Below are 13365 nucleotides of genomic sequence, written 5' to 3'. Positions count from 1 at the left end.
TCTCCGTTATTTGTCCCAGACTGGAGCCAGACCGTCGGGGTTGACCAGTCGTCCATCGGTGCGGGCGAGTTTGGAAATCGCCGTCATGTCTTCAGCACTGAGCTCAAAGTCGAATATGTCGAAATTTTCAGCGACACGCTCGGGCTTGGCCGTCTTGGAAAGGGCGATGAAGCCGCGTTCAATCAGCCAGCGCAGACCGACCTGAGCGGCAGTCTTGCCGTATCGGGCGCCAATGGCCTGCAAGATGGGGTCGCGCGGCACTGCGCCATCAGCCATACCGTAATAGGCGGTGATAGCGACGCCTGCTGCCTTTGCGGCCTCGGCTACGGCATTCTGGTCGAGATAGGGATGGACCTCGATCTGGTTGGTGACGATGGGCGCGGCACTGCGAAGGATAGACTCTTTCATTTGCGCGACATTCTGATTGCTCACGCCAATGAAGCGCGTCTTGCCTGCCGTTTGCACTGTGTTCAGCATGTCAATCTGGTCGGCAATAGCCACCTTGTCGGCAGGCCAGTGCAGAAGCAGAAGGTCGACCTGATCCACTTTCAGCTTGTCGAGGCTTTCGTCGACGGATGTACTGAATTTGTCAGGACTGTAATTATCGACCCAGACTTTCGTGGTGAGGAACAGGTCCTCGCGTCGTGCGCCGGCCTTTTCCAGTGCGCGCCCGAGAGCAGCCTCGTTCTGGTAGATCTGCGCCGTGTCGAAATGGCGGAAACCAGCTTCCAGCGCTGCTGGAACAACGTTTTCCACTTCCGCATCCGTCATGCGGAAAACACCGAAGCCGAGCGCGGGTATGGCCGCGCCGTGTGCGTTCACGATTTTCATATTATCTCCTGTTGACTGGCCTTCGGCGTTTCGCGTGAGGAGCGCGAGCTTGGGAGGCTCATGCTTCGGGCCGTCATTTTGTTGATCCTGTACCAAGCAGCTTTCGGTCAGGTTTGATCTCGTGATGCAGAAATAGGATAATCGCGCGGGCTTGAAAATCCGCTCGGAATCCACATTATCTGTGAAACAGTTTCATAGATGGAGCAGGCGATGGATAATCGCGTTGGCGAAATGCAGGTCTTTCTGCGGGTGGTGGAAACAGGCAGTTTCTCCGAAGCGGCCCGTCTTCTGCGCATGAACCCTTCGACCATCAGCAAGCTCATATCCCGTATCGAAGCAAGGCTCGGCGTGCGGCTTTTGGAACGCTCGTCCCGCCGTCTGTCGCTGACGACAGAGGGGCAAATTTATTATGAGCGTAGTCAGGGGCTGCTGCGTGATTTCGAAGAAGTCGAACGCGAGCTTTCGCAAGGTTCTGCAAGCACGGGCGGTACGGTCCGCGTCAATGCATCGGTTGCATTGGGCACGCTGGCGCTGGAGCCTTTGTTGCCAGAATTTCTGTCAGCCTATCCGAATATCGTGATCGACCTGTCCCTGTCGGACGAGCTGGTTGATCTTTATCTTGATCGCACCGATGTGGCTTTCCGTATCGGCACCTTGCCCAATTCCAGCATGATGGCGCGCAAGCTTGGCACGGCTCGGCGCAAGATCGTGGCGGCTCCCGCCTATCTGGAACGCTGCGGGATGCCGTTGACCATAGATGATCTCATTGATCACAATTGCATCGGTTTCAATTTCCGCCGTGCAGCACCTGTATGGCCGCTGAAGGAAAGCGGTCGCATCGTGGATCGCGCGGTCTACGGTTCGCTGCTGGCCAATAATGGGGAGACGGTCCGGCGCATGGCGGTCGCGGGGCTGGGGCTCGCTCGTATCGGCGATTATCACGCGCGGAACGACCTCGCGTCTGGCGCATTGGTGGAGGTTCTGGCCGAGGCGGTGGAGAATGACATAGAGGAAGTACACGCCGTATTTCTTGGCGGCGCGCGACTGCCGCAACGGGTCCGTGTCTTCCTCGATTTTGTAGTGCCGCGTCTGCAGGCTTATCTCGCGGCTCAGTAGAGTCTTTTTGCTCGAATCATTGGCAATGATCCCCGGAAACGTCGAATTTCCGGTGTAAAACGTGCGCTTCATCCAAAATAATTAGCTTTCCGATAGCCCAACGATTTCAGCTTGTTGCTGATGCGAACCCCTATGATCACGGGTTAGTGCTCCGCTTTTGTGTTGACTATTAACACTCCGTTAACCACAGTTTGTTGCAATATGTTACAAAGCGTTATCACTCAGTTGTCAAAACGAGGTGTGGATTGAGCAAAAACCGGCAGACCAGACAGCAATCCTTGCAGGCAAGGGAGAGGTCTGCCGTGGCTGACATGACGTCGTTCTGGGGGCTGATGCGGGCCTATTGGGTTTCCGACCGCTGGAAGGAAGCCTGGGTTCTCACCATCGCAATCTTCCTGATGACGGCCTTTGTGAGCAAGACCACCGTATGGGTGGCCGAGGCCTCGGGCCTGCTCATGAATTCCATTGTTAACGTCAACACTGCGCCTGTTCAGCATCCTCTCATGACCATTGCCGCCAATGCGGGCATTCTTGTTCTGCTGATGCTGGCAAAGGATGTGATGCTGGTCGGTTCCCGCCATTTCCTGTCCACGACGCTGCACCGTAAATGGCGCAAATGGCTGAACGACCAGTTCTCCACTGCGCTTTTGAACGGCAAGCATACACATTTCCATCTGCAACAGGGCAGGGGCAAGGATCAGCCCGACAATATCGATCAGCGTCTGCAGGAATCGATCAAGGGCATGACCGGCGGGGCCATCGGCCTCGTCATGGGCATTGTCGGTGTGTTCCTGTCTGCTTTCTTCATCGGCCAGAAGCTGATCGAAATGTCCACCCACGTGGAGGGGCTGGATTTCCTCGGCAGTTATGGCAGCGCCGTTCTGGCCTTTGCTGCGATCGTGATCTACGTCCCGCTCGGAACGCTGGTCGCGATCAAGATCGGTAAGCGTCTGGAGCGCCTCAATCTCGGCATCCAGAAGGCCGAAGGTTCCTATCGTGGTGAGTGGACGACGCTGCTGCGTCGCAGTTTCCAGATTTCGGCATCCGGCGGCGAGGCCGTCCAACGGTCGGTCAATGACCGTCTCTACAAGGATGTCGATGGCACCTGGAACCGGCTCAATCGTTTCGATGCTGCCTATCTCGCCTTCTCGCAAGCCTATGGCTTTCTGTCGAACCGTATCGTTGCCTATATTCCGGGCCTTCTGCCCTATATGAGCGGTTCCGTCAGTTTCCGGAACTATGTAACGGGCGCGGAACTCGTCGCAGCAATGATCAACGATTGCTCGTGGTTCATTCAGGTGATGCCGGCGATTGCCAATCTGCGCGCCAATGCGGGCCGCGTGATCGGCCTCGCGCAGGCTATCGAGAATGTTCAGGACCCGACCGATTTCTACAGCCGCTCCGGTATCAATCGCTTCGCTTTTGCTGAACAGCATCCGCGTTTCGGCCTGTCGGTACGCAATCTCACCCTCATGCAGGGACCGGATAGCGAAGCACCGTTCCTGCGCTCTGGCGTGATCAATATTCGTTCAGGCGACTGGGTCTATATGCGCGGTGAATCCGGTTCGGGCAAAACTTCCTTCGTAAAGGCGCTGAACGGCCTGTGGCCATATGGTACCGGCGATATCATTTATCCGCAGAATGCCACCTCGTTTTATGCGACCCAGGAGGCCAAGTTCCCCTCCGTCTCCTTGAAGCAGCTTGTCAGCCTGCCCGCCGATGAGAGCCTGTTCAGCGATCTCGCTGTTGCTGCCGTCCTGCATGAGGCGGGGCTGGGTGAATTCATCGAGCGTATGAATGACGCCGATGCCGATGGCACGCCTTGGGATATGGTTCTTTCCGGCGGCCAGAAGCAGAAGATCGTGCTGGCGCGCATTCTCCTGCACAAGCCGTCGATTATCTTCCTCGACGAGGCAACCGGTGCCCTCGATCCGGCTTCCAAGATGCGGTTCCATGAGGCGCTGAAGACGCGCTGCCCGCAAGCCATCGTCATCAGCATCATGCATGAGGACAAGCTGCCGCAGCTCGAAAACGGCCAGAACGTCTATTCGCATGTGCTGGACATCCGCAACGGCTATGTCTCGCTGCGTCCGGTCCATTTCGATACAATGCCGGATGTGGCTGCCGAAACGCCCCTTATCGCCGCCGAATAAAGCCTGTCTCATCGTTTGAAACACCGTAGAGTTGCAAAAGTCCAAATTTGGACTATATTCTGATCTGGACGATCGGAGGCAATTATGGCCAGAAGCAATACGGTGTTGAAGACAATGATAGGCAAGGGGCCTGATGTTCTCGACGCGGCTCGTTTTGCTCCTCATTCGCGCAAGCGATTGAGCGGGCCGGGCCTGCGTACATTTCTGACCATTGCCGATCTGTGGGGGCTGGACGAGCAGCAACGGCTGATGGTGCTGGGTCTGCCTTCCAGATCAACCTATTACAACTGGGTGAAGGCGGTGCGCGAGCATCGCGATATCACGCTGGATGTGGATGTGCTGATGCGCTTGTCCGCCGTGCTTGGCATTCATCAGGCGCTGGGCGTACTTTATCCAGATGGGAAAGCTGGTATCCGCTGGCTGCACACGCCCAATCAGTCCGGTGTCTTCGGCGGTCATCCGCCGTTGAGCCTGATAACAAGCGGTCTGCAGGATGGCTTGCTGACAGCTCGCCGGTTTCTGGATGCGGCGCGCGGCGGCCTTTATATGGAACCGAACGAACTGGATCGCGAGTTCCGACCTTATCGCGATGAAGACGTGGTGTTCTCGTGAAGCGCAATCCCGCGCCACAGCCAAGCTATCGCCTGATCCCGTCGCGTTTCCCGCCGATTGGTCTTTTTGACACGGTTGCCACTGCTGCCGATCTGGAAGCGGTGATGGAACTGGCTGGCTGGACGAATGACCGTCTTCTCAGTGAACGATTGCAGCGCCTTCCCCATGAGGAGTGGGTGTTCGGCAGGCCCAATTCCAGCATCGTCATGGCGACGTTTCTGCATGTCGCGCCGGGCGGCATGCGCTTCAATGGTCCTGAGCTTGGCGCCTGGTATGCGGCGGCGCGGCTGACCACGTCCGTCGTCGAGGTTGCGCACCACATGCGTCGCGAAACCGTTGCGATACAGCAGGACAGTCTGGCTCGCACCTTTCGGGTCTATACGGCGAAGCTGGAAGAGGATTTCATCGATATATGCGGCGAACAGGCGACACTACCTGCTGTTTATGATCCGGCAGATTACGCTGCGTCACAGAAGTTCGGCGAGGAGATGCGCGAGAGTGGCGAGATCGGAATTCTGTTCGACAGTTTGCGCCACGATGGCGGTATCAATGCCGTAGCATTTCGTCCGAGCCGGATCGCTGAGGTAACGCAGGGCGACCATTATGAAATCACGGTCGAAAGAGCATCGCCGCGCATTCAGGCGAAGAAGCTTAGTGCCTGAAAAGGCAGGCGTTGCCGCCTGCCTCAGCTGACCCGATTATGACCACCCATATTCCTCATCGAGATCCTGAAATTTCTTCAGGTCAACGATGTCGCAATATTGCTGATAGGTGATCATATCGCCGGAGCGGGCCTTCGGCGTACCGTCGCGCTTGAGGGCTGACAGCGTGTCGCTCATTGCCTTCACAGCCGAGAAAAGCGTTGAAAGTGCATAGAATACGATGTTGAAGCCCATCTGTTCGAGGTCGGCGGCCGTCAGAGCCACGGTTTCGTTGCCGTCGACAATGCTGACGACCTTCGGCCCGTCGACGTGGCGGGCGACAGCTTCGACTTCCGCGATGGTCTTGATGCCGTCGACGAAAACAAGATCGACACCCGTATCCTGATACATTTTCGCGCGACGGATGGCTTCTTCCGCTCCGGCTGCGGGCATGGCATCGGTGCGGGCGATCAGGAGCAGGTCCTTGTCGGCGCGCGCCGCAATCGCGCATTTGAGGCGGCGCACATTTTCTTCTGCAGGGATCAGCCGGATACCGGAAAGCTGGCCACAGCGTTTCGGCGCCATCTGGTCTTCCAGATGAATGGCGGCAACACCGGACTGGATATATTCCTCCACCGTACGAACGATATTGGCCGGGCCGCCGTAACCAGTATCGGCATCAGCGATGACCGGAATATCCACCACGCGGGTCATATCCCGCGCATGGGTTGTCATTTCGGTTTGTGTGAGAAGACCCAGATCGGGCGTGCCGAGGCGGCTTGCCGTCGCGCCGAACCCGGTCATGTAAATGGCCGGAAACCCTGCCTGCTGCACGAGACGAGCGGTCAGCGGATCGGGTGCGCCCGGCGCCTGAATGATGCGACCGGTTTCGATGAGGCTTTTCAGGGTCTTTGCCTGCGTCATCATTGTCTCCTTATCGCCCGCCCGAAACGTCAAGCACAACACCGGTAATATAGGCCGCTCCCGGCGACAGCAGCCAGATGGCTGCGTCTGCAACTTCGTCGGCAGTTCCAAGCCGCTTCAACGGAATGAGGTCGGCCATTTTCGCGATACTGGCGGGATCGGCAAAGACGTCCTTCTGGATTTCCGTGTCGATCACGCCGGGCGCCAGTGCATTGACGCGGATTTCCGGCGCAAGCTCCTTGGCGAGTGCGTAGGTGTAGGAAGCGATTGCTCCCTTGGTCGTCGCATAGGCGATATTGCCGACCATGCCGCCGGTACGGCCGGCGATGGAAGACAGGCCGACAATCGATTTACTCGGCTTGATGCCCGGATTGTTGAGGAAAGCACTGGAAACGTAGAATACACTTTTCAGATTGACGGCCAGCACCCGATCCAGTTCGTCCGCATCGAATTCCTTCACGGTCATGCGCTGACCGATGATGCCTGCATTGTTGACGAGATGATCGATGCCACCCCATTTGGCGGCGATATCATGCGCTGCGCGATCAACTGCGGCCTTGTCAGAGACATCCACAATGGCCGTCAGAACCTGCTCGCCATGTTTGTCCGCCATTTCCTGCAGGCGCGCGCCGTTCACATCCCAAAGCACTACCTTGGCCTTGAGCGCGATGAGCTTTTCAGCAACGGCCTTGCCAATGCCCGATGCACCGCCGGTGACAAGCACCACCCGGTCTGCAAAAAAATCGGCTAGAAACGCTGTTGAACTTGTCGTCATGAAATACTCCTCCTCGAAGATGGACGCTGTTGCGCGCCCATAGGTCACCGAAGAGAATCTGCAGACTCAACCATTCGGCGACAGTGGCTTTAAAAGCCATGTGCGGACACTTCTGTCAATCTAAGGTACAAGATTTTGTATGCTACTTGTAAAGTAGTTGTTTGCACGCTAATCATTGCAGTGGGAGTGAGACGATAACGGCCGGATCAGTGCTCGTGGCCTGTCCGTGATCGGGATTGCCTATCTGTTGGAAGTGAGCCGGATTGGCCTCGGTTCCATTTCCGCTGATGAAGCTCTGAACGGGAGCGCGCATTAACGTGTGACAGCTCCCGCAAAGATTATTGCATGCCGCTCATGCTGGAACGTGAGCGGAGACCTGGGAGGACATCGTGGTCAATTCCACTCTGAGTGCGGTCGGCGCAACGCCCGACCTGCGCGACAGCACCATTCGCAAGCTCAATCTGCGGATCGTTCTGTTCTGCTTTATCTGCTTTATCGTCAACTATCTCGACCGTGTGAATATCGGCTACGCCGCGCTTCACATGAACAATGATATCGGCCTGACACCCTATATGTTCGGCATCGGTGCGGGTATTTTCTTCATTGGCTATATGCTGTTCGAAGTGCCGAGCAACATGATGCTGCACAAGCTCGGCTCGCGCGTCTGGATTGCGCGCATCATGGTCACGTGGGGGATCGTGTCCTGCGCCATGGCTTTCGTGCAGGGCCCGGTTTCGTTCTATGTTCTGCGCTTCCTGCTTGGTGTGGCAGAAGCCGGTTTTGCGCCGGGCGTTCTGCTTTATCTGACCTACTGGTTCCCGGCCAAGGAACGTGGTCGCGCAACGGCCCTGTTCATGACTGCAACCGTGCTTTCCATCGTCGTGGGCGCACCGTTCTCCGGCTGGCTGATGGATGCGGGCGAGGGGCTTTTCGGTCTGCATGGCTGGCAGGCGATGTTCATTCTTGAAGGGCTTCCCGCCGTGATCCTCGGTGTCGTGACCTTCTTCTATCTGGTCGACAGTCCGGAAAAGGACAAGCGTTGGCTGACCGCCGACGAACGCGCATGGCTGATGGCCGAACTTGCCAAGGAAAATGCAGGCAAGCAGGCCGATACCCGTCACTCGCTGAAAGAAGTGTTCAGCGATTACCGCGTCTGGCTTCTGACGCTGGTTTATATGTTCAACGGTATCGCTGTTTACGGCGTGATCATGTGGTTGCCGCAGATCGTAAAGAGCCTTGGCGATTATACCGCAGCGCAGACCGGGCTCATTTCGGCCATTCCGTTCGTGTTTGCCGCGATCGGACTTGTCGTGATTTCGCGCAGTTCGGATCGTACCGGCGAGCGCAAGATCCACACGGCAATTGCCGGCCTGTTCGGCGGTGTCTTTCTTGCCGCCAGCGCGCTGGCTCCGTCGCCGATCCTGAGCCTCGTGCTCCTGTCGGTCTGCGCGTTCTTCCTGTGGTCCTATCTCGGCGTGTTCTGGACGCTGCCGACGCAATTCCTGTCCGGCGCCGCTGCCGCTGGTGGACTTGCGGCCATCAATGGCTTTGCACAGCTTGGCGGGTTCACAGGGCCCTATCTGGTCGGCTGGGTCAAATCCACGACTGACAGCTTCTCGCTGTCGCTGCTGGCTTTGTCCATCTTTCCGATCCTTGGCTTCTTCCTCTGCATGAGCCTGAAAGCCAAACGGGACTAATCAGATTGACGGGTCCGGTTTTCGGCCGGGCCCGTTATCGTTGATGGGTGTAATTTGAATGCGGTTTCAACCGCTCTATACGTCGCAATAAGGCGTCTGTAAGATTCGGACATGAGAGAGATTCGAGGCAAGAGCAAGAAGTCGCTGGCAAGCAGCATCGCCGAACGTATTCGCGGTGCAATTGTCGATGCAGAGTTTCAATTCGGAGAGAACCTCTCCGAAGACATGCTCGCTGCGGCTTTCGATGTCAGTCGCACGCCGGTGCGCGAGGCACTCAACATTCTGCAGATGCAGGAACTGGTTCACATCGTTCCGAAGTCCGGCACCTATGTTTTCACGCCGACGCAGGAAGATATAGCCGAGCTTTGCGATTTCCGCGTCGGGCTGGAAGATCAGGCCATGCGGTTGGCGCTGATCGGCAATCGCAAGAAGCTCGTCTCTCAATTGAAAAAGCAGTACGATCTTATGCGTGCGGCAATAGATGAGGACGATCTGCGCGCTTACGGGCGTTGCGACACCGAATTCCATCTGGCCTTTTTCCGCGTCTGCGGTAATCGCTATCTCGCCCGTGCCTATGACAGCATTCTGGGGCGCGTCGCAGCCTTGCGGACACATCTTGCCATCGGTGCCGAAGGCGAGCCTGCGCGATCCTTCGCCGACCATGCCACCATCATCGAGCTGGCCGATGCCGACAAGCCCGAGGAATTGCGGGAAATACTGGAGGCGCACATCATGCGCACCAAGACCAATTATTTGAATGCTTTCAATCGGCTGCCTCGTCAGCCGGGGGACAGCCGCACGATGCGGCTGCGCCGACAGTTGTCGCTGACGAACGAGTAACAACCATTCAGGTCAGACGGCCCACTCCACATCCGTCGTAAATGCGATGGTCAACCACCGGTCCGGTCCCTCACCGCCGAGTGCATCACCGATTTCGTCGCGTAACGCATCCCACTCCTCGAGCTTTCGTGGCGGAAGATCGGGCGGAACGATGAAATAGAGTTCGATCTGCTTGCCGCGACCGACCTTGGCGACATAAGCGCGGTATGACAGAAAGCCGTTGCGTTTGACGAACTCTTCCGCAACCGCATCGACATGCTGCTTAAGGTCGACAGGCGTAACAAGAAATATGTCAGCCAATGCCTGTCTGATCGTGCCGACTGGCATGGGGATGATGACAAGACAAACAACCGCGAGAACTGCCGGATCGATATAGGGCGTCAGCCAGCCGAGTTCTGTTCCTTCAATGGCATAGCCGACCGAAAAAGCGATCAGAAGTGCCGCGGTTATGCCGCCGGACATGATCCAGGCTTTGGCATCAAGTGCGACGAAATCTGATTTTAGGGTTCGGTTTGCACGCATTTCCAGGAGTGCCATACCGAGGCAGGCAATCAGGGCAACGACGGCATAGAAAATCGCGTAGCTGAATTCGAGATCGCGTCCGCCATCCATCAGGCTGCCGACTGCGTTGATGAGCGCGTAGATCGCAACGCCGGTGAGCATCATACCGTTAAGGCCAAGCACCATCGGTTCGAGGTGCCAGAAGCCCATTGTGAAGCGATCGCGCAATTTTCCGCGTGGCTGTTCCGGTAAGGCAGAAAGGGCGATGAGGCGTGAGACGAGGAGAGCTAAGCCGCTCATCGCAGCATCAGCCAGCATATAAACACCATCGAATACGATAGAAAATGAGCCGGATAACAGGCCGAAAACGACACCGAAACCAGCAACCAGAATAGTAACCGCTATGGAAATTTGAAGAATAGATTGTTCACTACGCAATTTTTACTCCGATATAAACCGCATGCAACGCGGTTTGGTTTCGGATGCGTATTTCTACGTGCTGAACCAATTCCGCGTTGCACGACAAATCTACACCAGCGGCCTGAATCTGACAAATCGCGCCAAATCTTGAATATTACTAGGCCCATTCCGGCACGCGAGTTGCTGATTCTCGCAGGATCAGTTCGACCGGCCATAATTCATGGATGTCAGTTGCCGCGCGTCCGTCGAGTATGTCCATCAGGAGGTCGGCACAACGTTTTCCCGCAGCGCGCATCGACGAGCGGGTTGCGGTCAGGGACGGCACCATATTGTCGGCGCTCAGGAACGAGATGACATCGTCATGGGCGATGACGGAAATATCCTTGCCGATAGTCAGGCCGAAAGAGCGCGCGGCCCGGTATATGCCAAGCGCAGTCATCATAGAGCCGGCAACAAACGCGGTCGGGCGCGGATCGCGTTCCAGAAGTTTGCGCGCGAGGCGATAGCCGATCTCGTCCGTGAAGTCGCCGTGCTCGACAAGTTCCGGATCGAAGGCGATGCCTCTGCTTTCGAGAGCTTTCCGGTAGCCTTCGTCGCGATGAAGCGAAAAGGTGAAGCCGTAGCGACCGTTTATCATTGCAATCCGACGGTGGCCGAGGTCGAGCAGATGGGCAGTCGAACGGTAAACCGCGCCTTCATTGTCGATGTCGAGCCATGCATGCGGAATATCGGTTTCAGACCGTCCGTGCACGAGGAATGGCATGCCCAGTTCGTGCAGCATGCGGATGCGCTCATCATTGGGCTTTGGAGATGTCACGATGATGGCATCGACGCGATGGCTGGTGGCCAGACGTCGGCAAAGCTGCACTTCGTCGTCGGTGCCGTAGTTTGCAATCGGGCTGACGAGAATATCGACTTCATCCTGACTGAGCCGTTCTGCCATGCCGCGCATGAACTCGGCGAAGTGAAACTCGCTGTTGCGGCCCATCACGACGCCGATTGCACCGGCACGCCCGGTAACCAGTCTGACCGCGTTGACGTTAGGCCGGTAACCGAGACGTACAGCCTCGTCCATGACCCGCTTGCGCGTGCTTTCCGCCACTTCGGGATAGCCGCTCAACGCCCGGCTGACGGTCGTGGCTGAGAGGCCGAGATGTTTGGCGAATTCACGGAGCTTCATTTGGCTTTCGAATTATTCAGGCAGGCAAGGCAGCGGATTATAGCCGCTTCCTTGCGATTAACAATTGGTCGGTTGAGTTCTTTGAACTGCCGCAACATATAGGGTGCACGAAATCCAAACCGATTTCAAGTTTGTTTCGGTTTTCGCTTTGTGATGTTTGGGAAGCTAAGGCTTCAGACCGACAATCAACAATGAAACGGAACGGTAACATATTGAAATATCGCTGTTTCATGGTTGGTGTTGGATGAAATGAAGCATGCTGCAGAATCTGCGGCTTGACAGAAATGCGGTCCTCTGCAACCTTTTCGCCATCCAAACCGTTTTCGATTTTATCAAACCGCTTACAGAATGGATGGGAGGAGGGAACAATGAAGGCTTTTCAGGGTGTGCTCGCGGCCTGCGTGGCATTTGGTCTGGCGACGGTGAGCGCTCATGCGGTGGAGATTTCCATCGCAGCCAATTCAACGGGCAATAACATCAAGTTTCTGCAGGAGCAGATCGTCAAGTTCGAGAAGGATACCGGCAACAAGGTCAACATCGTCTCGATGCCATCGTCAAGCAGCGAGCAGTTCAGCCAGTATCGTCTGTGGCTTGCAGCCGGTAACGCCGATATCGACGTTTACCAGACGGATGTAGTCTGGGCGCCGCAGCTGTCCGAACAGTTTGTTGATCTGACGGAAGCCACCAAGGATGTCACGGGCGCGCATTTCCCGTCCATTATCGCGTCGCAGACCGTGAATGGAAAGCTGGTTGCGTTGCCATTCTATACTGACGCTCCGGCACTTTTCTATCGCAAGGATCTCCTCGAAAAATACAACAAGCAGGTTCCCAAGACCTGGGACGAGATGACGGCGACTGCCAAGGAAATCATGGACAAGGAACGGGCCGAGGGAAAGTCCGATCTCTGGGGCTTCGTGTTTCAGGGCAATGCCTATGAGGGCCTGACCTGTAATGCGCTCGAATGGGTAAAGTCGTCGGGTGGCGGCCAGATCGTCGAAGCCGACGGCACGATTTCCATCAACAATGAAAAGGCTGCGGCAGCGATCGATCGCGCCAAGGGCTGGATCGGTTCGATATCGCCGCAGGGCGCACTCGCCTATCAGGAAGAGGAATCGCGTGGCGTCTGGCAGACCGGCAATGCCGTCTTCATGCGCAACTGGCCTTATGCCTATGCGCTTGGCAACAGTGCCGATAGCGGCGTGAAAGGCAAGTTCGACGTTGCGCCATTGCCTGCCGGTGCGGAGGGTGATGCGCCATCCTCGACGCTTGGCGGCTGGAATCTTGCCGTTTCCAAATATTCCACCAAACAGGATGCTGCCATCGCGCTGGTGAAATATCTGGCTTCGCCGGAAGTGCAGAAGGTGCAGGCGGTCCAGATTTCGCGCCTGCCAACCATTGAAGCGCTTTACGACGACAAGGATATCATTGCAGCGCAGCCATTCATGGCCAACTGGAAGCCGATCTTCCAGAATGCAGTGCCGCGCCCGTCGGCTGCGACAAAGGTGAAATACAACGAAGTGTCGTCGAAATTCTGGACTGCCGTGCACAAGACGCTCTCGGGCAACGGTACGGCTGCGGAGAATCTCGAAATGCTTGAGGTCGAGCTGACTGAGCTGGAAGGCTCCGGCTGGTAGGGACCGATCAAGCCGCGTCCGGGTTGTCCTCCCAAGCCCCC

12 protein-coding genes are annotated in these 13365 nt (G+C 56.6%); 7 read left to right on the top strand and 5 right to left on the bottom strand.

All coding sequences use genetic code 11. The annotated features are described in order from the left end of the window. Window positions 1–6 precede the first annotated feature (6 nt). Window positions 7–831 (bottom strand): aldo/keto reductase, encoded by an 825-nt coding sequence (locus ABDF71_RS17875; protein WP_258124490.1) that lies wholly within the window; start codon window positions 829–831, stop codon window positions 7–9. Window positions 832–1041: 210 nt separating this feature from the next. On the opposite strand from ABDF71_RS17875, the gene ABDF71_RS17870 reads away from it, so the two are divergent. The 4 genes from ABDF71_RS17870 to ABDF71_RS17855 all read left to right on the top strand — a co-directional run bounded on the left by ABDF71_RS17870 (window position 1042) and on the right by ABDF71_RS17855 (window position 5374). After that, window positions 1042–1947, top strand: coding sequence for a LysR family transcriptional regulator (locus ABDF71_RS17870; RefSeq protein ID WP_010660890.1), 906 nt, complete (start codon window positions 1042–1044; stop codon window positions 1945–1947). A 302-nt stretch (window positions 1948–2249) separates the two neighbouring features. Next, on the top strand, window positions 2250–4100 hold the full coding sequence (locus tag ABDF71_RS17865; RefSeq protein ID WP_258124489.1) for an ABC transporter ATP-binding protein/permease: 1851 nt from the start codon (window positions 2250–2252) through the stop codon (window positions 4098–4100). A gap of 84 nt (window positions 4101–4184) precedes the next feature. Beyond that, window positions 4185–4712, top strand: a complete 528-nt coding sequence (locus ABDF71_RS17860) for an MbcA/ParS/Xre antitoxin family protein (RefSeq protein WP_125300775.1) — start codon at window positions 4185–4187, stop codon at window positions 4710–4712. Then, complete coding sequence (locus ABDF71_RS17855; protein WP_258124488.1) at window positions 4709–5374, top strand: RES family NAD+ phosphorylase; 666 nt, start codon at window positions 4709–4711, stop codon at window positions 5372–5374. Before ABDF71_RS17860 ends, ABDF71_RS17855 begins: the two co-directional genes overlap by 4 nt. Before the next feature lie 36 nt (window positions 5375–5410). On the opposite strand, the gene ABDF71_RS17850 is transcribed toward ABDF71_RS17855, so the two are convergent. Together ABDF71_RS17850 and ABDF71_RS17845 are read right to left on the bottom strand one after the other, a co-directional pair. Beyond that, window positions 5411–6280, bottom strand: coding sequence for an isocitrate lyase/PEP mutase family protein (locus ABDF71_RS17850; RefSeq protein WP_258124487.1), 870 nt, complete (start codon window positions 6278–6280; stop codon window positions 5411–5413). A 7-nt stretch (window positions 6281–6287) separates the two neighbouring features. Continuing rightward, entirely contained in the window at window positions 6288–7052 is a 765-nt protein-coding gene (locus ABDF71_RS17845) for an SDR family NAD(P)-dependent oxidoreductase (RefSeq protein WP_125300772.1), read from the bottom strand. A gap of 389 nt (window positions 7053–7441) precedes the next feature. Here ABDF71_RS17845 and ABDF71_RS17840 point away from each other — a divergent pair, with 389 nt between their 5' ends. Continuing rightward, complete coding sequence (locus ABDF71_RS17840; protein WP_010660896.1) at window positions 7442–8749, top strand: MFS transporter; 1308 nt, start codon at window positions 7442–7444, stop codon at window positions 8747–8749. Between the two features lie 111 nt (window positions 8750–8860). Continuing rightward, window positions 8861–9589: a GntR family transcriptional regulator gene (locus ABDF71_RS17835; RefSeq protein WP_011982676.1), complete on the top strand. Its 729-nt coding sequence runs from the start codon at window positions 8861–8863 to the stop codon at window positions 9587–9589. A gap of 12 nt (window positions 9590–9601) precedes the next feature. On the opposite strand, the gene ABDF71_RS17830 is transcribed toward ABDF71_RS17835, so the two are convergent. Together ABDF71_RS17830 and ABDF71_RS17825 are read right to left on the bottom strand one after the other, a co-directional pair. Beyond that, entirely contained in the window at window positions 9602–10528 is a 927-nt protein-coding gene (locus ABDF71_RS17830) for a cation diffusion facilitator family transporter (RefSeq protein ID WP_011982677.1), read from the bottom strand. 139 nt (window positions 10529–10667) lie between these two features. Next, window positions 10668–11690: a substrate-binding domain-containing protein gene (locus tag ABDF71_RS17825; RefSeq protein WP_258124486.1), complete on the bottom strand. Its 1023-nt coding sequence runs from the start codon at window positions 11688–11690 to the stop codon at window positions 10668–10670. Window positions 11691–12058: 368 nt separating this feature from the next. Between ABDF71_RS17825 and ABDF71_RS17820 the strand changes: the two genes are divergently transcribed. Beyond that, window positions 12059–13324 carry an ABC transporter substrate-binding protein gene (locus tag ABDF71_RS17820; protein WP_010660900.1) on the top strand — a complete coding sequence of 422 codons (1266 nt, stop codon included), beginning with the start codon at window positions 12059–12061 and terminating at the stop codon, window positions 13322–13324. Window positions 13325–13365 lie beyond the last annotated feature (41 nt).

Source organism: Ochrobactrum sp. WV_118_8, from assembly GCF_039631535.1.
GTDB classification, from domain to species: Bacteria; Pseudomonadota; Alphaproteobacteria; order Rhizobiales; family Rhizobiaceae; genus Brucella; species Brucella anthropi.
This window is presented reverse-complemented; position numbering and strand designations above follow the sequence as displayed.